Below are 26003 nucleotides of genomic sequence, written 5' to 3' on the forward strand. Positions count from 1 at the left end.
GCTGCGACTGTCCTCCGGCGGGACGGTCGCCTCTGCATTGTTTGCGCCATACTGGCGCTATTGCGCTGCGAAAGCAAGGCTTTGCGGGCTTCGAAGACGCGGAAGGAGGCTCATCGGGAGCGATCTGCTCCAATTCGTCACAACAAAAAGAAACGCCCCGTGTTGCACGGGGCGCTTGCAGAGCGGGTTTCGACGCGATTTCTCAGCGTACGAGGATGTTGCGGAACTGCCAGGGATCGGAGGTGTCCAGATCTTCGGCGAACAGGCCAGGACGGCCGTCGAGCGGCGTCCAGTCGGTATAGTGGCCTTCGACCGGACCGAGATAGGGCGACTGCACTTCCAGGCAACGCTTGTAGTCCATTTCGTCGGCCTCGACGATGCCGGCTTCCGGATTTTCGAGCGCCCAGACCATGCCAGCGAGCACGGCCGAGGTCACCTGCAGGCCGGTGGCGTTCTGGTAGGGCGCGAGCGAACGGGCTTCGTCCAGTGACAGCCGCGAGCCGAACCAGTAGGCGTTCTTCTCGTGGCCATAGAGCAGCACGCCGAGTTCGTCGACGCCGTCGACCAGTTCGGTCTCGTCGAGCACATGCAGCACCGGCTGGGCGTTGCCGCCATTGCCGAACATTTCATGCAACGACAGAACGGCGTCATTGGCCGGATGATAGGCGTAATGGCAGGTCGGACGGAAGGTCACGTCGCCGTCCTTGTCGCGGACGGTGAAATAGTCGGCGATCGAGATGGCTTCGTTGTGGGTGACGAGGAAGCCGTATTGCGGACCGGGGGTCGGGCACCAGGTGCGGACGCGGGTGTTGGCGCCGGGCTGCTCCAGGAAGATGCCGGCCTTGGAGCCCTTCTTGTGCTTGCGGGCGTTCTTGGGAGCCCATTTCTCATGCGTGCCCCAGCCGAGTTCGGCGGGCTGCAGGCCCTCGGAGATGAAGCCTTCCACCGACCAGGTGTTCCAGAAGGTGTTGAAGGGCTTCGGGTTCTTTGTGCGCTGGGTGTCGCGTTCGGCGATGTGGACGCCCTTGACGCCGAGCTTCTTCATCAGCTTGGCCCAGCCTTCGCGATCGTCCGCGCCGGGCTCTTCGAACTTGAGGCCGATCTCATGGGCGAGATTGACCAGCGCCTGCTTGACGAACCAGGACACCATGCCGGGATTGGCGCCGCAGCAGGAAACGGCGGTCGCGCCGCCGGGATTCTTGGCCTTTTCGGCGCGGACGGTTTCGCGCAGCGCATAATTGGTGCGCGCGGCGTTGTCCTTGTCCTTGTCGAAATAGAAGCCGAGCCAGGGCTCGACCACCGTGTCGATATAGAGCGCGCCGAGCTTGCGGCACAGCTTCATCAGATCGAGCGACGAGGTGTCGACGGAGAGATTGACGCAGAAGGCCTGACCTTCGCCTTCGCTGAGGAGCGGCTTCAGCAGGGTTTTGTAGTTGTCCTTGGTGACATGCGCCTGGATATGCTTGACGCCATGCTTGGCCAGTATGCCGCTCTCGTCGGCGTTGGGATCGATCACCACCATGCGGTTCTTGTCGAATTTGAAGTGACGCTCGATGAGGGGCAGCGTTCCGCGGCCAATCGAGCCGAAACCGATCATCACGATCGGACCCGTGATTTCGCCATAAACCGGATGGGTGGATTCTGTCATTTTGGGCTGGTTCTCCTGTGGTCCCCTATGGACGCCTCCACTAAACACATTTTCATGACACAAAAAAGGGCTCAGGAATCTTTGCCGGGGTGGTCGCGCAGCCGCCTGTCTCCACGGTTCCTCGCGAACAATGGAAATTCGCCGATTTGCGTCTAGTGAATCGATGGGTATATAAATTTTACAGCTTAGATTGTCTGATTCGCTTCTTAAAAGCTCTAATGTATTGCGTATTCCTCATATATATTGGCCGAACGGGGTGTCGAATATGCAATTCGGAGAGCGTATAATTCGAAATATATTTCTGTCATTTTTCTTTCTATTTATATTAGATCTATTCAATGTTGCAAATGTTACATATCGCGAGACGGTTACATTTGTCGCGCCAATATCCGTCATCGACGCTATTCCGGATTTATCCGGCGAGAGTTTCCGGGCCAGTCTATCGGATTTCCCCGATATCGCCTTGCGTGGCGCGGCGGATGTCTCGGCTCCGGATGCGAGCGTGATCACGGGCGCGATCGGCGGACTGCTGCGGCCCGCCACGACAGGCTTGAGGGTCCAGGCGCAAAGCGTCGCCCTTGCCGAACTCTGCCGCGCCGATCTCCGCGCCGAGGCGTGTCGTCAGCAGGACGCCGGCCGGCATCGGGCCCAGGCCCGATTGCGCGCCGCCTTGAAGCGGGATCAGGCGCTCACGGCGGCGACGAAGTCGGAGGATATCGGCGAGCCGGGCCCTGCCGGACAGGACGGCGATTGCGTCGAGGACGAGCCTTGCCCACTCCCTGTCGCGAGGCGGGGCGCAACGGTAGTTACGGTCGTGTACCGGCAGGAAGAGTCTGTGCCGACGGACCTTCTGGTTTCGCCGAAGCCGGTCAGAATGGTGGGCGGCCTAATCGTCAAGACCTATCGTTAGGCGTCTCGTCGCGCAGATAGCGGATGATCGCGTCACGACGGGCGACCATGCCCTTGTAGGCGAGTTGTTCGGGCGTGAAGTCGCCGAGCTTGTCGGCCAGCGCCGAGGCGAGTGCGGCGAGGGCCGGATCCGTTTTCAGCCTTGATATAGGATCGTTGTAGATCCTTATCGTGAAGACGATGGCGCCCGTCTCCGGCAGGCGGCGCAGCGTTTGGCGTTCGACCCGGATGAAGTTGATCGCCGGCGTGAACGTGTTGCGCTCGGCGCGCGCGCCCTTCTCCGGCGGCCAGAACAGATCCCCCGACGGATAGATCGACCAGTTCAGCCGCATGGCCGGCAGGTCCGGCTGCAGATTGTCGAAGATGCGGCTGAGCATCATGGCGTTGCGCGTGCCGCCAGCGTAATCGGGCACATGCGCATGCACGCCCTCCATCGGCAGCCCCGCCTTTTCCCGCAAGGACCAGGCAGACGGGAAGGCGACGAAGCCCGCCGTCAGCGTCCAGGCGCCGTTGCGCTTTTCGAGAATGGCGAGATCGTCCTGCACCAGCCGGCCCGCCGTCACCAGCAGCGCCTCGTCCGAGTGGAAAGGAACGTCCCGACCCGCCACGCTCACGCCGCCCTCTGTCTGGCGCCAGCGGTCGCCATGGCGCGCCAGCAGGTGACCGGTCAGAAGCGCCAGGCATTCCGCCTGCGCCGCGCGGGAGGCGCCATCCTCCTGGAACACCTCGTCGCGCCGCTCGGCGAGCAGTCGGTCCTTCTCGTCGAGATAGGCGGCGAGATCGTCGTCCGGTTCGATCCAGTCGGCCGGATCGATCGCCGAGAGGCCTATGGCGAAAGGCTTGAGCGCGCTGGCATAGGGCGTGTAACGGAGCGCATCCGTCATGATCAGCCGTCTTTCAGGGCTTCTAGGCCGGAGGCGGTCGTGGTTACGGTCACTTCGGTGATCGCGTAATCGGCGATGCCGTGGATCACGAAGGGGTCGGCGGCGCAAAACGCCTCGATCTCCACCCGGTCGCCACGGGCGAAAATCACCCCGCCTGTGCGCGGCGTCTTGCGGCCGGAGCCGAGGAACCATCCCTTGTCATAGCCTTCCTTCACCCAGGCCAGATGCGGCGCCATGTGCGCATCCGCCTGATCGAGAGGAACTTTATAGGTGAGGTCGAGGATCAGCATGAAGGGCTCCGGATTTTTCCGGCGCCAACTGTGGTCGAGACCCGCTCCGAAAGCAAGATCCGAGGGCCTTTCGAGCCGCCTGCGCCGTTGCGCTTTTTCGCCAAAAGGATTATGCCGCCGCCATGATCGAAAACGCCGCAAATCCCAGCTCTTCCCCTGCGCAGCCCTATCTCGTGGCGGCGCTTTACCACTTTGTCGCCTTTCCCCGTTTTCGCGACATTCGAGAACCGCTTCAGGCGTTGTGCGAGGCGGGCGGGGTCAAGGGCACGCTGCTTCTCGCCCATGAGGGCATCAATGGCACGATTGCCGGACCTGACGACGGCGTGCGCGCCGTGCTCGCCTTTCTCAAGGCGCAGCCGGAATTCGCCGGTCTGGAGCACAAGGAAAGCCGCGCCTCCAAGGAGCCTTTCCTGCGCATGAAGGTGCGCCTCAAGAAAGAGATCGTCACCATGGGCGTGGAGGACATCGATCCGACCCGGGTGGTGGGGACCTATGTCGCGCCGAAGGACTGGAATGCGCTGATCTCCGATCCCGATACGATCGTGATCGACACCCGCAACGATTACGAGACCGATATCGGCCTGTTCAAGGGCGCGGTCGATCCGCGCATCAAGACCTTCCGCGACTTTCCGGACTGGGTCCGCGAGCATGAAGGCCTGCACAACAAGCCGAAGATCGCCATGTATTGCACCGGCGGCATTCGTTGCGAAAAGGCGACCGCCTTCATGAAAGAGCAGGGTTTCGACGAGGTCTATCACCTCAAGGGCGGCATCCTGAAATATCTCGAAGAAGTGCCGGCCGAGGAAAGCCTCTGGGAAGGCGCCTGCTTCGTCTTCGACGAGCGCGTCTCCGTCGAGCATGGGCTGAAGGAGGGCGGCCATCGCCTGTGCCGCGCCTGCCGCCATCCGCTGACCGCCGAGGACATGACCGCCAAGACCTTCGAGCCCGGCGTCAGCTGTCCGCATTGCCATGACAGCCGCACGGATGAGGATCGCGCCCGCTTCCGCTCCCGCGAAAAGCAGATGCAGCTCGCCCGCGCTCGCGGTTCACGGCATCTCGGCTCCTGAATTTCAACACGCTAGGAAAAGCTCATGTTCGAAACGCTGACACTCGCCCCGCCCGACAAGATCCTCAGCCTCTCGGTGCTCTACCGCAACGATCCGCGCGCCGAGAAAATGGACCTCGGCGTCGGCGTCTATAAGGATTCCGAAGGCCGCACGCTGATCATGAATGCGGTGCGCGAAGCCGAGAAGCGTCTCTACGACACGCAGACCACCAAGACCTATGTCGGCATGGGCGGCGATGACGGTTTCAACAAGGGCATGCTCAAGCTGGTGTTCGGCGAAGACGCCGACGTCTCGCGCATGTTCGCCTGCCAGACGGCCGGTGGTTCGGGCGCGCTGCGCACCATCGCCGACCTGCTCAAGAAGGCCAAGCCCGATGCGACCGTCTGGCTGTCGGACCCGACCTGGGCCAACCACGCGCCGATCCTGACCGCTGGCGGCCTCAAGACCGCGACCTATCCCTATTTCGACGCGGCGACCGGCGGCGTGAAGTTCGACGCCATGGTCGAGGCGCTCAAGGCAATCCCGGCCGGCGACGTCGTGCTTCTGCATGGCTGCTGCCACAACCCGACGGGCGCCAATCTGACGCTCGACCAATGGGCCGTCGTCGCCGACATCCTCGTCGAGAAGGGCCTGTTCCCCTTCGTCGATCTCGCCTATCAGGGTTTTGGCGACGGGCTTGAGGAAGACGCCGCTTCCGTGCGCCTTCTCGCCGCCAAGGTTCCGGAAATGGCGATCGCCACCTCCTGCTCCAAGAATTTCTCGGTCTATCGCGACCGCGTCGGCGCCGTCATCCTCGTCGCTCCCGACGCCGAGCGCGCCAAGATCGCTGGCAGCCAGGCGCTGATCGTCACCCGCGTGCTCTATTCCATGCCGCCGGACCATGCCGCCGCCGCCGTTCGCATCATCCTCGAAGACGATGCGCTCCGGGCCAACTGGAAGACCGAGCTCGAAGAGATGCGGCTGCGCATGCTCAATCTCCGCACCGGCTTCGCCGAGGCGCTGCGCCGCCAGTCCAACTCGTCGCGCTTCGATTTCATCGCCGAACATCGCGGCATGTTTTCGCGTCTCGGCATCACCGAGGATCAGGTCAATCGTCTGCGCGAGGAATACGGGATCTATATGGTCGGCGACAGCCGCTTCAATGTGGCGGGCCTGAAGGAAGACCGGCTCGAAGACCTCGCCAAGGCGGTCGTCTCGGTACTCTAATGACAGGCGAGGGCGGCGTTTACCGCCGCCCTTCCAGCGACCGGGACACCAGGATCACCGGCGCAAGCCCCGCGAGAATGATGATCAGCGCGGGAATGGCGGCATCCTCCACCTTCGCGCGCGAGGCGTCTTCATAGACCAGCGTCGCCAGCGTGTTGAAGTTGAAGGGCCTGAGCAGGATCGTCGCCGGCAATTCCTTGATCGCATCAATGAACACCAGAAGCCCCGCCGTCAGCACCGCCGGTCGCATGGCCGGAATCAGGATGCGGCTCAGCGTCTGCATGGATGTCCGGCCCAGCGTCCGCGAGGCGTGATCGAGATTGACCGGCAGCTTCTGGAAACCGGCGTCGACGGCGCCTTCGGCCATGGTCAGGAAACGGCAGGTCAGCGCAAAGACGATCGCGGCCATGGTGCCGGTGATCAACAACCCGGTGCGGATGCCGAACTGTTCCCGGAAAAATCCAGCCACGGCATTGTCGAGGCTCGCGAGCGGAATGAGCACCCCGAGCGCCATCACCGTGCCGGGCACGCCATAGCCGAAGGTTGCCGCCCGGCCCGCAAGCGCCGTGATCCGGCCGCGACCGACTCGGGCGGAATAGGCCAGCGTGAAGGCGAGGATCACCGTGATCAGCGCGGTTGCGCCGGCGACCATGATCGTATGGCCGAGCGCCTTGTAGAGCGCGGGGTCCGAGAATGTATCGAACCGCTTCAGCGCATAGGCCGTCAGCACGCCGCCCGGAATGACGAAGCCACCGAAAACCGGCGCCGCGCAGACGAAGGTCGCCGCCCAGCCCTTCACACCCTTCAGGCGGGGCCGGGCGACGGCTGCCGCCGGCGCCGCCTTGCCCGAGACATAGCGCTGCAGCCGCCGCGCATGCCGTTCGACCAGGATCAGCCCGATCACGAAGACCAGCATCACCGCGGCGATCTGCGCTGCGCCGCCGAGGCTGCCGCGGTTCAGCCAGGTGTCGTAGATGGCGAAGGTCAGCGTGTTGACGCCGAGATACTCCACCGCGCCGATATCGTTCATCGTCTCCATCATCACCAGCGTCAGGCCGGCGGCGATCGCGGGCCGGGCCATCGGTAATTGCACGGTGAAGAACACTTTCAGCGGCGAGGCGCCGAGCGTGCGCGCCACATCGGCCGCCGAGCGTCCCTGCAAGAGGAAGGCCGATCGCGTCGAGAGATAGACATATGGATAGAGCACCGCGCCCATGACGAACACCGCGCCTTCAAGCGAGCGGATGTCGAAGAACCAGTATTCCGACGCCGACGTGAAGCCGCCCAGCGCCCGGACCGCCTGTTGCAGCGGACCGGCGTAATCGAAGAATTCACCTGCCGCATAGGCGGCGAGATAGGTCGGCATCGCCAGCGGCAAGACCAGAGCCACGGTCAGCAGTCGGCGGAAGGGGAAATCGAAGGTTGCGGTCAGCCAGGCGGTCAAGACGCCGGTGACGCCGGTGGCGAGAGAAATGAGCAGGAGAAGCCAGAGCGTGCGCGAGAGCGCGCGCGGCAAAATGGTGCCGGCCACATGGGCGAGATCATCGGACCCCGACGAAAGGGCAATCCAAAGGATCGCGCCAAGCGGCGTCAGCACGATCAGCGACAGCAGGATCGTGCCGATCTCGAGGCCGGGATGGCCGCCCCGGGCCCGCGGCTTGAAGAGACCGGCTGCGATGAGACGATAAGCGCTCACTCTGTTCCTTTTCCGCCTGTCGGGCGCGATCCGCCCTCGGTCGGAGCCTTATCGCCGCGGCGCTCAGTTCGCAAGCACGCGCTGCGGCGGGAACAGGATTTCGACCAGCGTGCCCTCGTTCGGCGCCGAGCGGATGGCGAAGACGGCGCGGTTGGCTTCCGTCATCGCCTTGGTCAGCGGCAGGCCGAGACCGGTGCCGTCGCCGCGCTTGCGGGCGGAAGGAGACACCTGGCCGAAGGGTTTCATCGCCTGTTCGAGTTCGCCCGCCGTCATGCCGACGCCGGTGTCGCGGATGCGCAAGGCGACCGCGCCGGTCGGCTCATAGACGGTCGAGACGACGATCTGGCCGCCAGCGGGAGTGAAGCGGATGGCGTTGGCGAGAATGTTGATGGCGATCTGCTTGATCGAGCGGAGATCGGCGACGACATTCGGAACCGATTGCGACAACGAGGTGCGGATGATGACGCGCTGGGCGTTGGCCTGCTGCTGCACCAGCGACACGGCTTCCGAAACGCATTCGTTGATCGCCACCGCCGAGAGGTCGAGATCCATCTCGCCCGCCTCGATCTTGGAAATGTCGAGGAGGTCGTTGACGATGTCGAGCACATGCCGGCCCGAGCGGCCGATGTCATGGGCGTATTCGACATAGCGCGGATGGCCGGCAGGACCGAAATGCTCGGTGGCGATCATATCGGAAAAGCCGATGATGGCGTTGAGCGGCGTGCGGATCTCATGGCTGACGCGGGCCAGGAAGTCGCTCTTGTGCTGGTTGGCGGTTTCGGCGGCGCGCTTGGCGTTGCGCAGCTCTTCCTCCGACCGCTTCCACTGGGTGATGTCGCGGATCACGGCGAAATAGCTGTTCGAGCCCGGCATGCGCCCGAGCGTCATGAACATAGGAATGAAGCCGCCCGAGGCTTCGCGGCCGATCACTTCGCGACCGTCGTTCAGCACGCTCGCCACGCCATGCCCGCTCAAGCCCGAGAGATAGTCCTGTACCGCCTTCTGGCTCTCATGGGCAAACAGCATGGCGAAAGGCTTGCCGCGAGTCTCGCCCTCGTCGAAATTGAACAGCGCGCTCGCCGAGCGGTTCATCGAACGGATGCGGCCCTCGGTGTCGAGCACGATCACGCCGTCGGTCGCCGTTTCCAGGATCGAATGCAACTCGTCGAGTTCGACTTTCATCGCGGAAAGGCGGCGGGCGCTTTCCTCGTCCTCTTCGAGCGGATCGGGCAGCAGCGCCGGCGCCGCCTGCAGCGACAGAGCGAGCGCGGTCGCGCCTTCGAACTTCACCGATTGCAGGCGCGCGGTCACCGGAATGCGCTCGCCATCGGCGCGATTCAGGAGAACATGATCGTCGGAGCGATGGATCAGCCTGTCGAGCCCGCCCGCCGCTTCGAGCGCGGCCAGCGTCTCGTAGCCGGTGAAGCGCAGGAATTCGGTGTTGGCGTGGATCAACCGGTCGCCGGCATGGATCAGCATCGCGAGCGGCACCTGATCGGCGGCTGCCGAGGTCAGGCCGAGACGCTCGACATCGTCGCGCGTCGAAGGCGCAGAGGCGATCTCGTCGGCGTCGTCCGTGTCGTCGGCGCGGCTCGCCACCGCGACCAGTTCAACCGCCGGCGTTTCCTCAGCGAGCGGCGCAGTGAAGTCGATGTCCTCGGGGTCCGCGAAGATCGGCTCGGGAGCAGGCTCCGGCGTTTGCTGGGCGCTGCTTTCGAGCGTCTCATCGGCCGCAGACTGTTGCTCCTCCGCTTCCGTCGAGGCGACCACATCGGCGTTCGGGCGCTTGCCGAAGGGTTCGAGCTGGCGCGCGATCTCCTTTAGCGCCGCCTGTTCGGCGGCGGACAGGCCTTCGCGGGCGCGGGACCGGCGCTCTTCCAGCTTGACGATCTTCTCGTTCAGCTCCAGCACCGGGTCCGGCATGATGCGGATGGCCGGCTTTTCGCCCTGGAAATCGTCTACTTCGCTGGTTTCATCCGAAGCGGGCGTCATCTCCTGCGGCTCCGGTTCCGTCACCGCCTCGACCGGCGTCGGCTCGGTCGGTTCGGCGAGCGCCGGAGCTGCTGCAACGTCCGGAACTTCGGCCTTGGCGACCGGCGCGGAGAAGGCCATGCCCATGGCGTGCGGATCGCGCTCTGCGTCGCCGATGCGGATGATGCCGAAGCCGCGGAAGCCGTCGAATTCCCGGTTGCGCGAATAGGTCGGCAGCGCGGCCAGATCCACCGGTGCGACATAATCGGTACCTTCGATCGGCCAGCGGATGGTGCGACCGGACCAGGTGTCGCGCCGCTCCAAGAGGCGTCCGATCTCGCCATCGGGATCGAGGCCGAGGAGATTGGCCAGTTCCCGGAAGGTCTTGCCCTTCACCGCGCCGGCGCGTTCGCCGACGGTGCGGACGAATTCGTCCGATACGTCGGAAAAGCGTCCGTCGGCGTCGAGCTTCCAGACGAAGCGCACCGGGCGTGCGCCTTTGTGGGGCGTGAAGACCGGAGCCGGCTGAGCCAGAGGCTCGGCGGCCGCGGCGAGCTCGGACGGCGCTTCGCTTGCCGGCGCCGCGATCTCTTCGCTTGCAATCCGTAGAGACTGGTCGTCACTCTCGGCTTCGGCTTCGGCTTCGGCTTCGGCTTCGGCTTCGGCTTCGGCTTCGGCTTCGGCTTCGGCTTCGGCTTCGGCGAGCGGCTCTGGCTGTGCGACCGCCGCGACCGGCTCATACGCCGGCTGCAGCGGTTCCTGCTCAGCCGTCTCGGCCTCCGCCGTCAGCGGCTCCGGCGTGTCGGTGTCTGCCGAGGGAATGTCCTCGTCGGACGGGGTCAGGTCCATGACGATCGGCTGCTGGATTTCGCTCGTCGCAAAAACTCCAGCTTCTTCGGGTTCGACCCCCGTCTCCTGCGTCGTCTGCGGCTCTGGATCTGTCGTGTGGCCGGCGTCGCCGGGAGGGTCCATGCGGCCGAGCACCGTCTCGACGCAGAACAGAAGATGCAGCGCCGGATTGTCCGACAATTTGCCGATCGCCGCCGGCAGGTAACCCGCCGACGAGGCGATCGGGCGCTTGACCAGCCCATCGGGGCTGCGCTCGACCGAGGCGATCAGCGCGCGGGTTGTCTCTTGAGGCACGCCCAGGGTTTCGAAACCGGGGGAGGCGGCAAGCACCGCGCCGTCGGCGTCGAGCACGGCCATATGGGTGTCGGGATCGTCGAAACCGCGCAGCATGGACTGGATGCGCGCCTCAAGCCCGCCCGCCGCCTGCGACGGCGCGGCGAACAACACCGCGTCTTCCCCCGGCCGGATGGACACCAGCGCCGTTTCCGCGCTCAGGAGCTGGCTCGAAAATCCCGCAGCCACGCGCATCATCAGGTTGCGCCGGTCGCCGGGGAGGGTCAGCTGGCTGGCGGCCGAGGCGAGCTGGCGAAAGGAAACGCCGCCGCGATCGGGCCCGTCTTCCATGAAATCATAAATATTGGCGAAGCCGAACAGCCGCGCGCCGTCGCCATTGGCCCAGAGCACCGCGTCGAGATCGCGCGAAAACAGCACGATCGCTTCTCCCGCAGCGAAGCGCGCGCGCACGATCGGGTGCACGGCGATGTCGATAAAGGGATAATGGATCTGCGGCATGGCGAACCTTGAATACGCAATTACAGGCGGCTGCTACTCTTAACGCTTTATTAATAGCTTGCCGGACCCCGAGCGTCCACCGCGCCTGCGACGAAATGCGCGGAAGGGTTAATCTTGTGCGATGCAATAAATGTTGCAATGCACAATAAGTGATGCTATATAGATCTCACAGTGAAACATCGGCGATCCGAGATCGCCCCAGATCAGGATGACACCCATGCCCGCCAAGAAGACCGACGACGTGTTCGCCATCAATGCCTTCGATCCCTCCAAGTTTTCCGACAACTTCCGTGACTTTGCCGAGAAGAGCTCGGTAAAGACAAAGGAAGCCCTCGCCAAGGTGAAGGAAGCCACGGAAGAAGCCAGCAAGACCGTGGAAGCCACGCTGCAGAACGCCCAGACCGGCGCCGTCGAATTCGGCCTGAAGGCGATCGAAATCCTGCGCGCCAACACCGAAAGCTCCTACGCCCATGTGGAATCGCTGCTCGGCGTGAAGTCCGTCGCCGAACTCTTCGAACTGCAGACCGCCTTCGTGCGCAAGCAGGCTGAAGCCGCCGTCGCCCAGGCGAAGTCGCTGCAGGAAACCTCCAAGAAGGTTGCCGAAGAAGTGTCCAAGCCGGGCAAGGCCGCCGCCGAAAAGGCGTTTGCCGGCTTCAAGCTCTCGGCCTGATCTTCGACGACCACCGATCGGCGCGGGTCCCAATTGGGCATCCGCGCCTTTTACTTTTTTGGGCGCGAAATGAATTTTCTTGAAAAAAGTGCTTGAAATATATCGGCAAGCCCGTTATCTGCCCCCTCACGAATGCAAGACATTCGGCAATGCGGTTGTAGCTCAGTTGGTTAGAGCGCAGGATTGTGGCTCCTGAGGTCGGAGGTTCGAGACCCCCCAACCGTACCACTTTTTTCTCCTTATCGTTTTTTTGTCATGGCGTCCCGGAAGGCGCTGCTCCGCTTGAATTCGGCTGCGCCATTGCGCAAGTGTCAGCGTAAGAAGATGCGTTGGGCGATCGGAATTCCGGAGAGCGGCATGAAGGCTTCACAGGATGCTTCGGGCAAGGACAGGCTGAAGATCGGCTTCATCCTGTCGCGATCCTTCACGCTGTCGGCTTTCGCGCTGTTCGTCGATACGCTCAGGCTCGCCAGCGACGAGGCCGACAGGTCAGGCCGCAAGCTCGCCGATTGGCAGGTGCTCGGCAACACCCGGCACCTGATCGCCTCGAGCTGCGGTGTGCAGGTTGCCCCGACGTCGGACCTCGTCGATCCACGCGCCTTCGATTACATCGTGGTGGTCGGCGGACTTCTCAACACGTCCGCGCCGGTGGATGAGGCGACCATCGCCTATCTGAAGCGGGCGGCGGGCCTGAAGATCCCGCTCATCGGCGTCTGCACCGGCACGTTCATTCTCGCCGAGGCGGGCCTGATGACTGGTCACCAGACCTGCGTCAGCTGGCTGCATTACGACGCGTTTCGCGAGCGCTTTCCCGATCTCTCGGTGCGCGCCGATCGGCTCTTCAACCTCGACCGCATGCGCGGCTCCTGCGCCGGCGGCAGCAGCGCCGCCGACATGGCCGCCACCATCGTGCGCCGACACATCAGCTCGGACGCCGAGCGGAACGCGCTCGAAGTGCTGCAGATCGAAAAGGCGCGTTCGGCGCTCGATATCCAGCCGCGCCGTCCCCTGTCGATCGACAGCGACGATCCCCGCCTCAAGGCGGCGCTGATCATCATGGAGCGCAACATGGAAAACGCGCTGTCGATCCCCAAGCTCGCCGCCGCCGTCGGCGTCTCGCGCCGTCAGCTCGAGCGGCTGTTCCAGGACAAGGCGCAGAGCTCGCCGGCGCTCATCTACAAGCGCATGCGGCTCGAAAAGGCCAAGCAATTGCTGCTGCAGACCAAGGCGCCGCTGATCGATATCGCCACCCAGGTCGGCTACGACAACGCATCGCACTTCGCACGTCTGTTCCGCGAGGCCTTCGGCGAGCGTCCGACCAAATTCCGCACGGCGGCGAAAAGCAAAGCCGCAAACGTCGTCCCCGACGCGGTGGCGAGCCTCAGCTGACCGCGCCCGTCCCGCCGAGTTTATCCACAGCCAGATCGGGTCCGGAATGCTGGAATTTCCCGTGCTGCGCGTATGCGGGCGCCCCGCTTCGGGCTTTCGATCGCCGGAAATTTCCATGCGGTTAACGCCGGGCTTTTCATTTTAGCCAGTCTCGTGAGCCGATAACCTCTTGTTATTGTTATGTGCAGGCGGTCGTGGCGCGGCTTGATCCGATCCGGTATGGCCTCGGCGTCACTTTAAGGAATGAAGAATGTCCAAGAAAATTCTCACGGTCGACGACTCCGTGACCATACTCAAAATGCTTTCACTGACGTTGACCCAGGCGGGATTTCAAGTCACGCAAGCCGAGGACGGCGTCGCCGCGCTCGAAACGCTGCAATCGGATGCGCCCGATCTCGTGGTCACCGACATCAACATGCCCCGGCTCGACGGCTTCGGCCTGATCGAGCGGATCCGGCGCGACCAGCGCTATCGCGGTCTTCCCATCCTGGTGCTGACCACCGAAAGCGACGCCCAGAAAAAGGAGCGGGCGCGCAAGGCCGGCGCCACCGGCTGGATCGTCAAGCCCTTCGATCCCGGCAAGCTCGTCGACGCCATTGCCCGCGTCACGGCGTGACGGCGAGCACTCTCCTCCGGACCGGAATTGTCGCCCGGTCCTGGATCGCGGGCTTGACAAGCGGTCGGTGATCGTCATTTAATCATGGCGTTCGTTTAGGCAAAGTCCAGACGAAGACATGACTTTCAAAGTCGCCGGGCAATATCGCCCCCATAACGCCCCTCATCCGAGGGACCCGCGTTATGGGGTTTTTCGTATTTGGGGTTCTGATGCGCGAGCCGTTCAAGATTGGCGTTCTCTATTCGACCACCGGTCCCTATGGGGCGATGGGACGGGATGCGCGCGACGGCGCGGAATTCGCCTTCGACGACTATCGCAAGCGCGGCGGCGACGCCGTCGAGCTGGTCTTCTTCGATCCGCATGCCGAACTCGCCGCCTATCTCGACGGCGCGCGCAGCCTGATCCGCGATCACGGTTGCCGGCATATCGTCGGCACCATCACCTCGGCCGCCCGCAAGGAAGTCATTCCGCTGGCCGAAAAGCATGACGGCCTGCTGTGGTATATGTGCCCCTATGAGGGCTTCGAAGCCAATGAGAATGTCATCTATATCGGCGGCTGCCCGAACCAGCATCTAATCCCGCTGTTCGAACATCTCGTGCCGCGTCATGGCGCCAATCCCTATCTGGTCGGCGCCAATTACGTCTGGGGCTGGGAGATGAACCGGCTGGCGCGCGAACTGGTCGCCAATGCCGGCGGCCGGGTGCTTGGCGAGCGCTATCTGCCGCTCGAGGAGACGGCGGTGGAGCGCATCATCGCCGACATTGCCGAGAAGCGGCCGAGCTTTATTCTGAACAATCTCATCGGCCCCTCAAGTTACGCCTTCCTCGCCGCCATGCGCGAGCTCGGCGAGAAGGATCCGGCCTTCCTGCCGGAAAACTGCCCGGTGGCGAGCTGCGACCTGCAGGAATGCGAACTCGAGGACATCGCCGCGGGCGCGGCTGTCGGCCAGCTTTGCGCCGCCTCCTATTTCGACAGTCTCGAGACCGCCGAGAACACGGCGTTCAAGGCGCGAATGCAAGGCTGGAGACCGCAGGAGCGGGTGGCGTCCAGCGTCTTCGCCAGCGCCTACACGGCCACCAGCCTCTGCATCGCCGCGATCGAAGCGGCCGGCGCCGATGAGCCCGCCCGCGTCAGGGCCGAACTGATGGCGAAAAGCTGGAAAACGCCGTTCGGCGACATGCATTTCGATCCCGACACCAATCACGCTGCGCTGCCCTTCCATCTCGGGCGTATCAATGATCACAGGGGCTTCGATGTGATCGCCTCGCGCCCGGCGCTGGCGGCCGATCCCTATCTCACCGGCGCGAGCCGGAAGCCGGCTCCCAAATTGAGGGTGGTGTCATGATGACCAAGACGCCCAATTTCGCCGGCTGGCGCGCCGTGATCCTGTCGCAGGAGGACGGCAGTACCGACAAGCTGACCCGGCAGCTCAAGCTGCTCGGGCTCGATGTGGCGCGGCAATGGCAGCCGCTCGATGCCGACGCCCTGCCGGAGTTGGTGCTCGTCGACGCCGATCAGGGCTGGGACGAACTCCTGCCCTGGCGGAGTGGCCGCCCGTCCCGCCCGGTCATCGCGCTTCTGGGGTCGGAAGCGCCGGGGCGTATCGCCTGGGCCATCAGCCAGGGGGCGGGGGCGATCATCGCCAAGCCGGTCTCGGCCGCCGCTGTCTATCCGGCCATGGTTCTGTCCCTGTCAATCCATGAGGAGCGGTTGGAAGCCGCGCGCCGGATGGCGCATCTCGAAGAGCGCCTGAAGCTCCGACCCGTGGTCTTCGCCGCGCTCACGCGCCTCAAGGAGGAGCGCGGACTAGACGACGACCGCGCCTACGCCGTGCTGCGTGACTGCGCCATGCGCCGGCGCATGCCCATCGAACAGATCGCCGCCTTCTTCCTCGGCGGTTCCGAACCCCTGCGCGAGGTGGGCTGATGCGCGTGTTGAAGGAAATCTGCCGGCAGCCTGCGGCGTTGTTCGGCCTCCTCGTGGTCGTCGCCGTCGTGGTTCTAGCGCTTGCCGCGCCGCTGATCGCGCCATTCGATCCCGACAACCAGATGTTTGACGGCCTGACGCTCGAAGGCGCGCCGATGCCGCCCGGCGGTCAGTTCCTGCTCGGCACCGACACGCTCGGCCGCGATCTGTTCTCCCGGCTTCTCTACGGCGCACGCACTTCGCTGGTCATCGGCCTTGTCGCCAATGGCGTCGCCGTCTGCATCGGGCTTCTGGTCGGCGTCGTCGCGGGCTATCTGCGCGGCTTTGCCGGCAATCTCCTGATGCGCTTCACCGATCTGATGATGGCCTTTCCGGCGCTTCTGCTGGCCATTGTGTTGGCTGCCCTCCTGAAGCCCAGCCTGTGGATCGTCGCCATGGTCATTGCGCTCGTCAACTGGGTGCAGGTGGCGCGCATCGTCTATACGGAGACGCGCGGTCTGGTGGAGCGCGACTTCATCATGGCGGAGCGTGCGCTCGGCGCCGGTCATGGCCGCATTCTCTTCCTGCATATTCTGCCGCATCTTGCGCCCACGGCCATCGTCTGGGGCACGCTCGGCATCGCCACCACCGTGCTGCTCGAAGCGACGCTCTCCTTCCTCGGCATCGGCGTGCAGCCGCCGCAACCCTCCTGGGGCAATATCATCTTCGAAAGCCAGAGCTATTTCCAGGCTGCGCCCTGGCTGGTCTTCTTCCCCGGCGCGGTGATCCTGCTGACGGCGCTCGCCTTCAATCTGGTCGGGGACGCGCTACGCGATATTCTCGACCCGACCCAGCGGGGGAGGGGCTGATGCTGAGCGTTTTCGCCAAGCGGCTGATCCAGTCCGCCGCCATCCTGTTCGGCGTCGCCGCCATCACCTTCGTGCTGCTCTACGCGCTGCCCGCCGATCCCGCCCGCATGCTGGCCGGCCGCAGCGCTACAGCCCAGACGGTCGCCAATATCCGCCATGAGCTCGGCCTCGACCAGCCGCTGCTGTGGCAGTTCGTCCACTATGTCACAGGTATCCTGCAGGGTGATCTCGGCCGCTCCTATGCGCAGAAGACCGAGGTGATCACGCTGATCGCGGCCCGATTGCCCGCAACGCTCACCCTGATGGCCGCCGGCATCTTCGTCGAAGTCCTGCTCGGCACGGCGCTCGGCGCGCTCGCGGCGCTCAATCGCGGCGGCTTTGTCGATCGGCTGGTGATGATGTCGGCTTTCGTCGGCGTGTCCGCGCCTCAGTTCGTCGTGGCGCTGCTTTTGCTCTATGTCTTCGCCGCCACGCTCGGCTGGTTCCCGATGAGCGGCTACGGCACGTTTTCGCATGTCGTCCTGCCGGCCATGACGCTCGGCCTGCTCGGCGCCGGCTGGTATGCCCGCATGGTGCGTTCGGCGATGATCGACGTGCTCAATCAGGATTACATCCGCACCGCCCGCGCCAAGGGCCTGTCGGGTCGGCGCGTCATTCTCCGCCATGCGCTGCCCAACGCCGTGCTGCCGATCATCGCCATGATCGGCATCGATATCGGCCAGTTCATGGGCGGCGTGGTGGTTGTGGAAGCCGTCTATGGCTGGCCGGGCATCGGCCAGCTGGCCTGGCAGGCGATCCAGCAGGTCGACATTCCCATCATCATGGGCGTCACGCTGACCTCGGCGCTCGCCATCATCATCGGCAATCTCGTCGCCGATCTCATCGCGCCGGTCATCGACCCGCGCATCCGTTCACACTGAAGCTCAGGAAAAAGGGGAACACAAGACATGTTCAGACACTGGCTGCTCGGAACGACCACCGCCGCCGTGATGGCGCTCTCACCCTTCGTGGCGCAGGCGCAGGACACGCCGGCCCAAGGCGGCGACATCGTCGTCACCTACAAGGACGACATCACCACGCTCGACCCTGCCATCGGCTATGACTGGGTCAACTGGTCGCTGATCAAGAGCCTCTATTCGCGGCTGATGGATTATGAGCCCGGCACGGCCAATCTCAAGCCGTCGCTGGCCGAAAGCTTCGAGGTCGCTCCCGATGGCCTCACCTATACGTTCAAGCTCCGCAAGGGCGTGAAATTCTCCAATGGCCGCGAAGTCGTGGCCACGGACGTGAAATACTCGATCGAACGCGCCGTCAATCCCAAGACGCAAGGCCCCGGCGCCGGTTTCTTCGGCGCGATCAAGGGTTTTGAGGACGTGACCGGCGGCAAGAGCGAGGGGCTTTCGGGCATCGAGACGCCCGACGCCTCCACGGTTGTCTTCCATCTATCGCGCCCCGACGCCACTTTCCTGCATGTGCTGGCGATCAACTTCGCCTCGATCGTGCCGAAGGAAGCAGTCGAGGCCGCCGCCGGCGATTTCGGCAAGAAGCCCGTCGGCTCCGGCCCGTTCATCCTCAAGGATTGGACGATCGGCCAGAAGCTCGAATTCGACCGCAACCCCGATTATTTCGTCAAAGACGTGCCGCATGTCGACAAGGTGACCATCGAAGTCGGCCAGGAGCCGCTGGTCGCGCTTCTGCGCCTGCAGAAGGGCGAAGTGGACATCGCCGGCGACGGCATCCCGCCGGCCAAGTTCCTGGAAATCAAGAACTCGCCCGAGGGCAAGCAGATGATCGTCGATGGCGAGCAGCTACATACCGGCTACATCACGCTCAACACCAAGGTGAAGCCGTTCGACGATGTGAAGGTCCGCCAGGCCGTCAACATGGCCATCAACAAGGAGCGCATCACTCGCATTCTCAACGGCCGCGCCACGCCCGCCAACCAGCCGCTGCCGCCGTTGATGCCGGGTTACGACAAGAGCTTCACCGGTTACGCCTATGACGTCGAAAAGGCCAAGGCGCTGCTCGCCGAAGCCGGCTATCCCGACGGTTTCGAGACGGTGCTCTTTTCTACCAACACCGATCCGCAGCCGCGCATCGCCCAGGCGATCCAGCAGGATCTCGCGGCCATCGGCGTGAAGGCCGAAGTCCGCGCGCTCGCCCAGGGCAATGTCATCGCTGCGGGCGGCACGGAAGGCGAAGCGCCGATGATCTGGTCGGGCGGCATGGCCTGGATCGCTGACTTTCCTGATCCGTCCAACTTCTACGGCCCGATCCTCGGCTGCGCCGGGGCCGTGCAGGGCGGCTGGAACTGGTCGTGGTACTGCAACAAGGATCTCGACAAGCGTGCGGTGGAAGCCGACTCGATGTCTGATCCCGCCAAGGCCGCCGAGCGTCAGAAGGTGTGGGGCAAAATCTTCACCGACATCATGGCGGACGCCCCCTGGGTGCCGGTCATCAACGAACGCCGCGTCGTCGCCAAGTCCCTCCGCATGGGCGGCGCCGATAATATCTACATCGACCCCACCCGCGTCATCAATTACGACGCGATTTATGTGAAGCCCTGAGACGGGTCTGAGCCTACCCCTCATCCGGCTGCCGCCACCTTCTCCCCGCACGCGGGGAGAAGCGAGCTGGAGCGCCGTTCTTGCCACATCCGCCTTCTCCCCGTTTTACGGGGAGAAGGTCCCGGCAGGGGGATGAGGGGCAGACTCCCACAAAATCAATCCTCGGAGGACACCCCATGTGCGTCGCCTGCACCCACACCATCCACCGCGCCCAGCATAATTTCGGCTGGAACAAGGATTTTCCGCCGGCGCTGACCGCCAGGCCGGGCGAGACCATCCTGTTCGAATGCATGGATTCGTCCGGCGGCCAGATCGGCCGCGACGCTGATCTCGACACGCTCGCGACGCTCGATTTCGGCAAGATCAATCCGGTGTCCGGCCCCGTCTATGTCGAGGGCGCTCAGCCCGGCGACGCGTTGAAGGTGACCATCCGCAAATTCCACCCCTGCGGTTATGGCTGGACCGCCAATATTCCCGGCTTCGGCCTGCTCGCCGACCATTTCAAGGATCCGGCGCTGCATGTCTGGTCCTATGACACCGCAACCATGGCGCCCTCCGCCTTCGGACCCGGCGGTCGCGTGCCGCTCAAGCCGTTCACCGGCACGATCGGCGTGGCGCCGGCGGAGCCCGGCCTGCATTCGGTGGTGCCGCCGCGCCGGGTCGGCGGCAATATGGATATCCGCGATCTCACAGCCGGCGTGACGCTCTATCTGCCTGTTGAAGTCGAAGGCGCGCTGTTCTCGGTCGGCGACACCCATGCCGCCCAGGGCGACGGCGAGGTTTGCGGCACGGCGATCGAAAGCCAGATGAATGTCGAACTGACGCTCGATCTGGTCAAGGGCGCCAATCTCAAGACGCCGCGCTTCACCACCACCGAACCCGTGACCCGCCATCTCGATGGCGCGGGCTATGAGGTGACGACCGGCATCGGCCCGGATCTGATGACCGGCGCGCGTGAAGCTGTGATGCGCATGATCGATCTGCTGACGGCCGAGCACGGCTACAGCGCCGTCGACGCCTATATGCTCTGCTCCGTTTGCGGCGATCTGCGCATCAGCGAAATCGTCGACATGCCCAACTGGGTCGTGTCCTTCTACTTCCCGAGGATCGTGCTCGCGTGACGCAAATGACTTCGCCCGCCCCCGTTCTTTCGCTCCGCAATCTCACGGTCGACGCCCGCACGCCCGAAGGTCTGAAGCGCATTCTCGACGATGTCAGCTTCGACCTCAAGCCGGGCGAAACGCTGTGTCTGGCGGGCGAATCCGGGTCGGGCAAGTCGGTCACCTCGCTCGCCATCATGGGGCTCCTGCCCAAGGCGTCGCTGAAAGTCGCCTCGGGCCAGATCCTGCTCTCCGGCCGTGATCTTCTCGGCCTCTCCCACCGCGCGCTGAGGCAAGTGCGCGGCGGCGAGGCGGCGATGATCTTCCAGGAGCCGATGACCTCGCTCAATCCTGTCATGACCATCGGCGCCCAGCTCGAAGAAGCCATTCGCGAGCATCAGAAGGACGCCAGAGAAAGCGCCTCCTCGATCGCCCGCTCCATGCTGGAAGCGGTGCATATGACCAAACCCGCCGAGCGGCTGACGCAATATCCGCATGAACTCTCGGGCGGCATGCGCCAGCGGGTGATGATCGCCATGGCGTTGTCCTGCCGGCCGAAACTGCTGATCGCCGACGAGCCGACCACCGCGCTTGACGTAACCGTGCAGGCGCAGATTCTCACGCTGATGCGCGAGCTTCGCCGCGAGTTCAACACGTCGATCCTGATGATCACCCATGACATGGGCGTGGTGGCCGAAATGGCCGATCGCGTCGCCATCATGCAGCGCGGCCGGATCGTGGAGCAGGGCGACGCGCTCGACATCTTCGATCGTCCGCAGCAAGCCTATACCCGCGAATTGCTCGCCGCCGTGCCACGGCTCGGCGCCCATGCCGGCACGGATGCGCCGCCACGCATCACCGACGCCGCCCTGCCGCCCAAAGCCGCTGCGCCCGTTCTGGAGGTCCGCGATCTCTCGATCACCTATGGCTCCAAAACCGGTTGGTTCGGCAAAGGTAAAGCCAATGCGCCGACGGTGGATGCGATCAGCTTTTCGATCGAGCCGGGCCAGACGCTCGGTCTGGTTGGCGAAAGCGGTTCGGGCAAATCCACCACCGGCAAGGCGGTGCTCAGCCTCATCCCGTTCACCGGCAGCGTCAAGCTTGCCGGCCAGGAGATTTCCGGCCTGTCGCAGACGGCGCTTAGGCCGCTGCGCCGCGCCGCGCAGATGATCTTTCAGGACCCCTACGCCTCGCTCGATCCGCGCATGAGCGTCGGCGCGGCGATTGCCGAGCCGCTTGTGATCCACGGCATCGGCGACGCTTCGGACCGTCGCGATCGCGTCGCGGCGCTTCTGAACCGCGTTGGTCTGACGCCGGACGCCGCCACCCGCTATCCGCATGAATTCTCCGGCGGCCAGCGCCAGCGCATCTGCATCGCGCGCGCGCTCGCTCTGGAGCCGAAGCTGATCGTCGCCGACGAAAGTGTCGCCGCCCTCGACGTCTCCGTCCGCGCCCGCGTGCTCGACCTGATGCTCGAGCTCCAGGAGCAGATGGGTCTCGCTTATCTGTTCATTTCCCACGACATGGCGGTGATCGAGAAGATGTCGCACCATGTCGCCGTGATGCGCGGCGGCAAGATCGTGGAAATGGGGACGCGCCGCGCCGTATTCGAGAACCCGAAGGACGATTACACCCGCGGCCTGATGGCGGCTGTGCCGATACCGGATCCGAAATTGTATCGCGATGTAGCGTGAGAAACACAAGGCAGTGAACCGCCAAGATAGCGGTTCTCCTATCGTCGTTTCGTCTGCTTGCGGGCAATGGCGAGGGTACGTAAAGGCCAATCCGCATGACGCAGTTTCGATTTTGCGAAGAGCAAATTGGCTGGGAACCTGGACCCTAATTTGGTGCATTCCTAACGTCTTGACATCAAATAAAAATCATGTTTTTCAGCGGCTTGAGGTGCATACATCAGGATTATTTGAGGTACGCAGATGGCTCGGAAAAGGACCCCCAGCTATCTTGAGAAGATGAATAATGGCGGTTGGAGGGTGTCTGTCCCGGTCCCGCGTGAACTGGTTTCAGTGCTTGGCAAGACGCGCCTGAAACGTTCCCTTGAGACCCATAGCCAAATGGAGGCGGAGCGGCGGAAGCATTCCGTTCTGGCGGACTTCTTCAAGCTCATCGAGGATGCCCGTCGGGGGCAGGTCGAGAAGGTCAAAGCAGTCTTGGAGGCGTCCAAGACCGAGACCCGAAATGACCCTGTCGGTCTTGCCCTACGCATCCGTGAAGAACTCGTTCGGGTTCCAGAAGACAGCCCCCTGAAGGACGAGTTGCTGGATGGCGTTTCGATCATCGCCGAGGATCTCTTGGGCAGGGAGATCGATTTCGATCCTGTCACCGAAGAGCCGGTTTACGATCCGTTGAGGGAAGCCAAGGCTGATCTTTTCGTGAAAATCGCCACCGGAAAGGCGACTCCTCTTCGAGAGCCACTGCAACGCTTTTATGGTGAAGTCAGCTGGTCGCCAAGGACGAAGCTTGATTGTGACCGCGCACTGGAACTGCTTCAGAGCTGGTGCGAGAGCGAACATGTTGTCTTCACGGTGGAGAGCATCACCCGGAAGCGTGCCGGGCAATTCATCGGGGCGTTAAGCGCGAACAAGGAGAGGCCGCTCACCAATCGGACCATCAACAAATATCTCTCCTGTCTCTCGAAATACTGGCAGTGGCTCGGCGCTCGCGGACTGGCAGACGACGAGAAGACGCCATGGAAGGGCCAGTCCCTCCCGAAAATCAAACCGAAGGAGGACGAAGAAGAGCGCCCGTTCACCGACGACGAAGTCTTGCGCCTTCTGAAAGGAAAGCCCAATCAGGGTTACCTGAAGCCCCTTATGTTGATCGGAGCCCTGACAGGGGCCCGCATTGACGCCGTTATCAGTCTCAGGCGCAAGGATATCACTGAGGATGGTTGCATCCGCTTCAAAGCACAGAAAAGGGAGCGCAACTCACGCCTCGTGCCGATCCATCCCGATCTCAGGCCGGTGATCGATGATCTGATCAAGGGAAAGCAGTCGGACGACGATCTTTTTCCGGAGTGCCCTGCAGTTGCTGAAGATAAGCCGCAGGAGCGTTCCATGCCTGCCGTCAAGGCCTTTGGCTATTATCGAAAGTCCATCGGCGTCACCGATAAAGTCGAGGGCAAGCGGCGTGATCGGATTAACTTCCATTCTTTTCGCCGTTGGTTCGTCACCAAGGCGCTTCAGGCTGGCCAACCGGAATTGGTGGTGCAACTGGTCGTCGGGCACAAGCCGCAAAGCGTGACGACGAGCGTCTATCTCGGTGGGCTGACCCAGGAGCAATTGCGGGCTTGCGTGGAGGCGGTGAAGCTGCCAACAGCTCTGACCTCGTCCGAAAGCGACTGTATCTCCAAATAGAATATCGCCAATCTTTAAAACGGTCTGTCGGCTACCCGCCCGATGTGGATTCGAAAGCAATCCAGACAGTGCTGGCTGAGGCCGAGTTGTTGCTGAAGGAAATCGCTCGGGGTGCTGCGGGCAAATGATTCAGACACACGCCGGATTGCGTAACTGAAATCTAACGTAATGCCGAAAACACACAGATGGCCCCCTCTGGCTCACAGTCGCCACATCGTGAGAGCCTTCTCGGCGGCAGCCGGGTCTTCAACGATCCGGTAAACCGTCTGTCGTGACAGGCTCGCCGTCCGGGCGATCTCCGCGATGCCTGTGCCCTTGGCTGAAAGGTCCAGCACCGTTTTCATCTGCTCTCGGCTGTAGCTCGGCTTCCGTCCCTTATAGGCTTCAGCGGACTTTTCCTTGGCATTGGCGATGCCAGCCTTTTGCGCCTCCTTGGTGGCTTCAAGCTGGGCCTGAGCAGAGGCTGCCATGAAGCTGATCAGCGCATCCCGGACGGCCATCTGCATGGGGTCTCGGGTGGAGCCATCGAAGGTCATGTTGTTGATGATGGTCCGGATGACGACGCCGCGCCGGATGAACTCGCGAATGGTGTCGGTGACATCCAGATAGTTTCTGCCAAGGCGATCCACCCAGCGAACGACAAGGACATCTCCGGAGCGGAGCATGTCGAAGAGCCGCCGTCCTTGCGGTCGTTCTCTCATGGGCACGGACATTCCGGATACGCCTTCGTCGACAATGACGTGGTCGAAGGTGAAGCCGGCCTGCTCGGCCTGGGTTTTCTGGTGGGTGATGGTCTGCTCCGACGTGGACACGCGGGCATAGAGGAAGGTGGCCATAGCGACTAACCTGTCTGTCCGTTGAACATGCGTCCGAATGAGTATCTGTCCGTAAATCGAAAGTCAATCCTATCGGACGCTCAGCGGCGGCTCGAAGAGGAGACCGAAAAGGTATACCCAAATGGACAAAAAGACTAAACTCAGAAGCAGGATCTGATTCCGGAGTGAGGCCTCTTGGCATTCATGCATTCCACCTCGGCCTCGACATACTGGACCTGCAAACGCAGTTCCCGGCAAATCGATTGAAGGCTTTTCGGGTCCGTAGCGCCACTCTGTAGAACCGCTGCAATGACCGACCGCGTCACAGCGATATCGGTCGCGTGGTCGCCTTTCCGTGCGGCTTCCTTGAGCAAATCTGTCGGCTCGGGAATGTGGCATTGCTTTCCGGCAAATGTCGAAATGGCGACTGCGGTGTCGTATCGCTCATAACCCAGCAGATGGTTCAACTCGCTTCGGGCAAACGCGGGGTCGTTCTGCAGCCTGTGTTCGTATGCCTCGTCGGCAAGACTGTCCTTTACGCCGAGGGCCATCAGGAGAATGATCGGGAGCGCTCTCATATGGACCTCGGCGATTGGATGGCGGTGTGACATTGCAAGAAGGTCACGTGTCGATGGACGGCAAATGCGGCGCGTCAAAGGCGTCAGGAGCGCACCGCGAGAACGACTTGGGGTATGCCCCCTGCAGCCCCGGGACACCCCACGGGGGGAACCGCCATTCTTGATTACTGATCTTGGCCTCTCGAATTTTTGCAATAAACATCCGAGAGGCCGGCCATGGAGCGGATCTTCCGAGAGATCACGCGGCCCAGGCAACGGTGTCCATTTTGGTCGTCAGGTCGTCGCCTTCCAGCCATCCCTGAAGGATACTCCGCATCCTGGCAGACGGAAGGAAGAGGGTGATCGGCTCACCTTTTCGCACCCTTGACCGGAAGACCCATTGGATCAGTTCGGCCATGGCGTATCGATCACCGGCCCCTTTCTGCCCTGCAAGACCAAGCCACCGGCTGAGGATGGGGTGTAGATGCTGGTCATAGAGGTAGATGCAGACACTCGCATGGGCGTAGTCATTGGTTCCCCTTGTCGTGTTCGGCAGCCAGATAGACTCGAACATCCGTGAATCCTTCGCGAAGCCGCTGGGCTTGCGGTTGATGTCATCTCCGGCTCGGAACCAATTCTCCTTGGCGCAGGTGATCAGCACGTTTTTCAGATCGACACCCTTCAGGACGCGCTCACGAAGCTTCTTCAGCCCCATGCTGATTGCCTTGTCCCTTGCTGCTCGCCCTCTTGGACTTGCTTCGGAAAAGTGGAGAGGCATTTTCAGATCAAGCGGCCAGTCTCTCAAACTGTGCGGGGCTTAGGTAGTCA

At 63.0% G+C, this 26003-nt stretch carries 22 protein-coding genes and 1 tRNA gene; 15 read left to right on the top strand and 8 right to left on the bottom strand.

Annotated features, from left to right (window positions below; all coding sequences use genetic code 11):
* Positions 1–202: 202 nt before the first annotated feature.
* Entirely contained in the window at positions 203–1648 is a 1446-nt protein-coding gene (locus tag E8Q41_RS13030; RefSeq protein WP_137155979.1) for a homospermidine synthase, read from the bottom strand.
* A gap of 463 nt (positions 1649–2111) precedes the next feature.
* Here E8Q41_RS13030 and E8Q41_RS13035 point away from each other — a divergent pair, with 463 nt between their 5' ends.
* Complete coding sequence (locus E8Q41_RS13035; protein ID WP_137155980.1) at positions 2112–2558, top strand: hypothetical protein; 447 nt, start codon at positions 2112–2114, stop codon at positions 2556–2558.
* On the opposite strand, the gene E8Q41_RS13040 is transcribed toward E8Q41_RS13035, so the two are convergent.
* Both E8Q41_RS13040 and E8Q41_RS13045 read right to left on the bottom strand, forming a co-directional pair.
* Positions 2542–3441, bottom strand: coding sequence for a DUF3445 domain-containing protein (locus tag E8Q41_RS13040; protein ID WP_137155981.1), 900 nt, complete (start codon positions 3439–3441; stop codon positions 2542–2544). The genes E8Q41_RS13035 and E8Q41_RS13040 overlap by 17 nt on opposite strands.
* Before the next feature lie 2 nt (positions 3442–3443).
* The gene (locus tag E8Q41_RS13045) at positions 3444–3731 is read right to left on the bottom strand and encodes a YciI family protein (protein WP_137155982.1); all 288 of its coding nucleotides are present in this window, start codon (positions 3729–3731) and stop codon (positions 3444–3446) included.
* A gap of 122 nt (positions 3732–3853) precedes the next feature.
* Here E8Q41_RS13045 and E8Q41_RS13050 point away from each other — a divergent pair, with 122 nt between their 5' ends.
* Together E8Q41_RS13050 and E8Q41_RS13055 are read left to right on the top strand one after the other, a co-directional pair.
* Positions 3854–4798 (top strand): rhodanese-related sulfurtransferase, encoded by a 945-nt coding sequence (locus E8Q41_RS13050; RefSeq protein ID WP_137155983.1) that lies wholly within the window; start codon positions 3854–3856, stop codon positions 4796–4798.
* 24 nt (positions 4799–4822) lie between these two features.
* Complete coding sequence (locus tag E8Q41_RS13055; protein WP_137155984.1) at positions 4823–6004, top strand: amino acid aminotransferase; 1182 nt, start codon at positions 4823–4825, stop codon at positions 6002–6004.
* 19 nt (positions 6005–6023) lie between these two features.
* Here E8Q41_RS13055 and E8Q41_RS13060 read toward each other — a convergent pair whose 3' ends face one another.
* Positions 6024–7628 (bottom strand): iron ABC transporter permease, encoded by a 1605-nt coding sequence (locus tag E8Q41_RS13060; protein WP_246660178.1) that lies wholly within the window; start codon positions 7626–7628, stop codon positions 6024–6026.
* 135 nt (positions 7629–7763) lie between these two features.
* Positions 7764–11312 carry a PAS domain S-box protein gene (locus E8Q41_RS13065; RefSeq protein ID WP_137155986.1) on the bottom strand — a complete coding sequence of 1183 codons (3549 nt, stop codon included), beginning with the start codon at positions 11310–11312 and terminating at the stop codon, positions 7764–7766.
* 217 nt (positions 11313–11529) lie between these two features.
* On the opposite strand from E8Q41_RS13065, the gene E8Q41_RS13070 reads away from it, so the two are divergent.
* The 12 genes from E8Q41_RS13070 to E8Q41_RS13125 all read left to right on the top strand — a co-directional run bounded on the left by E8Q41_RS13070 (position 11530) and on the right by E8Q41_RS13125 (position 23803).
* Positions 11530–11982 carry a phasin gene (locus tag E8Q41_RS13070; RefSeq protein ID WP_137155987.1) on the top strand — a complete coding sequence of 151 codons (453 nt, stop codon included), beginning with the start codon at positions 11530–11532 and terminating at the stop codon, positions 11980–11982.
* 151 nt (positions 11983–12133) lie between these two features.
* A tRNA-His gene (locus tag E8Q41_RS13075) sits at positions 12134–12210 on the top strand.
* Between the two features lie 129 nt (positions 12211–12339).
* On the top strand, positions 12340–13371 hold the full coding sequence (locus E8Q41_RS13080) for a GlxA family transcriptional regulator (RefSeq protein ID WP_137155988.1): 1032 nt from the start codon (positions 12340–12342) through the stop codon (positions 13369–13371).
* A 250-nt stretch (positions 13372–13621) separates the two neighbouring features.
* Positions 13622–13987, top strand: coding sequence for a response regulator (locus E8Q41_RS13085; protein WP_137155989.1), 366 nt, complete (start codon positions 13622–13624; stop codon positions 13985–13987).
* Between the two features lie 209 nt (positions 13988–14196).
* The gene (locus E8Q41_RS13090; RefSeq protein ID WP_137155990.1) at positions 14197–15333 is read left to right on the top strand and encodes a transporter substrate-binding protein; all 1137 of its coding nucleotides are present in this window, start codon (positions 14197–14199) and stop codon (positions 15331–15333) included.
* A complete protein-coding gene (locus E8Q41_RS13095) occupies positions 15333–15914 on the top strand; it encodes an ANTAR domain-containing protein (protein ID WP_137156009.1) in 582 nt (193 codons plus the stop codon). The genes E8Q41_RS13090 and E8Q41_RS13095 overlap by 1 nt, the downstream gene beginning before the upstream one ends.
* Entirely contained in the window at positions 15914–16762 is an 849-nt protein-coding gene (locus E8Q41_RS13100) for an ABC transporter permease (protein WP_137155991.1), read from the top strand. Before E8Q41_RS13095 ends, E8Q41_RS13100 begins: the two co-directional genes overlap by 1 nt.
* Entirely contained in the window at positions 16762–17682 is a 921-nt protein-coding gene (locus tag E8Q41_RS13105) for an ABC transporter permease (RefSeq protein ID WP_137155992.1), read from the top strand. The genes E8Q41_RS13100 and E8Q41_RS13105 overlap by 1 nt, the downstream gene beginning before the upstream one ends.
* 27 nt (positions 17683–17709) lie before the next feature.
* The gene (locus tag E8Q41_RS13110) at positions 17710–19329 is read left to right on the top strand and encodes an ABC transporter substrate-binding protein (RefSeq protein WP_137155993.1); all 1620 of its coding nucleotides are present in this window, start codon (positions 17710–17712) and stop codon (positions 19327–19329) included.
* Between the two features lie 176 nt (positions 19330–19505).
* Entirely contained in the window at positions 19506–20450 is a 945-nt protein-coding gene (locus tag E8Q41_RS13115) for an acetamidase/formamidase family protein (RefSeq protein ID WP_137155994.1), read from the top strand.
* Positions 20451–20455: 5 nt separating this feature from the next.
* Positions 20456–22123, top strand: a complete 1668-nt coding sequence (locus tag E8Q41_RS13120; RefSeq protein WP_137156010.1) for an ABC transporter ATP-binding protein — start codon at positions 20456–20458, stop codon at positions 22121–22123.
* Between the two features lie 276 nt (positions 22124–22399).
* On the top strand, positions 22400–23803 hold the full coding sequence (locus E8Q41_RS13125; protein WP_348640021.1) for a tyrosine-type recombinase/integrase: 1404 nt from the start codon (positions 22400–22402) through the stop codon (positions 23801–23803).
* 200 nt (positions 23804–24003) lie between these two features.
* Here E8Q41_RS13125 and E8Q41_RS13130 read toward each other — a convergent pair whose 3' ends face one another.
* From E8Q41_RS13130 to E8Q41_RS13140, 3 genes are all read right to left on the bottom strand, one after another.
* Positions 24004–24639, bottom strand: a complete 636-nt coding sequence (locus tag E8Q41_RS13130) for a recombinase family protein (RefSeq protein ID WP_137155996.1) — start codon at positions 24637–24639, stop codon at positions 24004–24006.
* 140 nt (positions 24640–24779) lie between these two features.
* Positions 24780–25196: a hypothetical protein gene (locus tag E8Q41_RS13135; protein ID WP_137155997.1), complete on the bottom strand. Its 417-nt coding sequence runs from the start codon at positions 25194–25196 to the stop codon at positions 24780–24782.
* A 238-nt stretch (positions 25197–25434) separates the two neighbouring features.
* Positions 25435–25890: a hypothetical protein gene (locus E8Q41_RS13140; protein WP_137155998.1), complete on the bottom strand. Its 456-nt coding sequence runs from the start codon at positions 25888–25890 to the stop codon at positions 25435–25437.
* Positions 25891–26003: the final 113 nt, after the last annotated feature.

Source organism: Rhizobium sp. FKL33, assembly GCF_005222915.1.
Classification (GTDB): domain Bacteria; phylum Pseudomonadota; class Alphaproteobacteria; order Rhizobiales; family Rhizobiaceae; genus Rhizobium_E.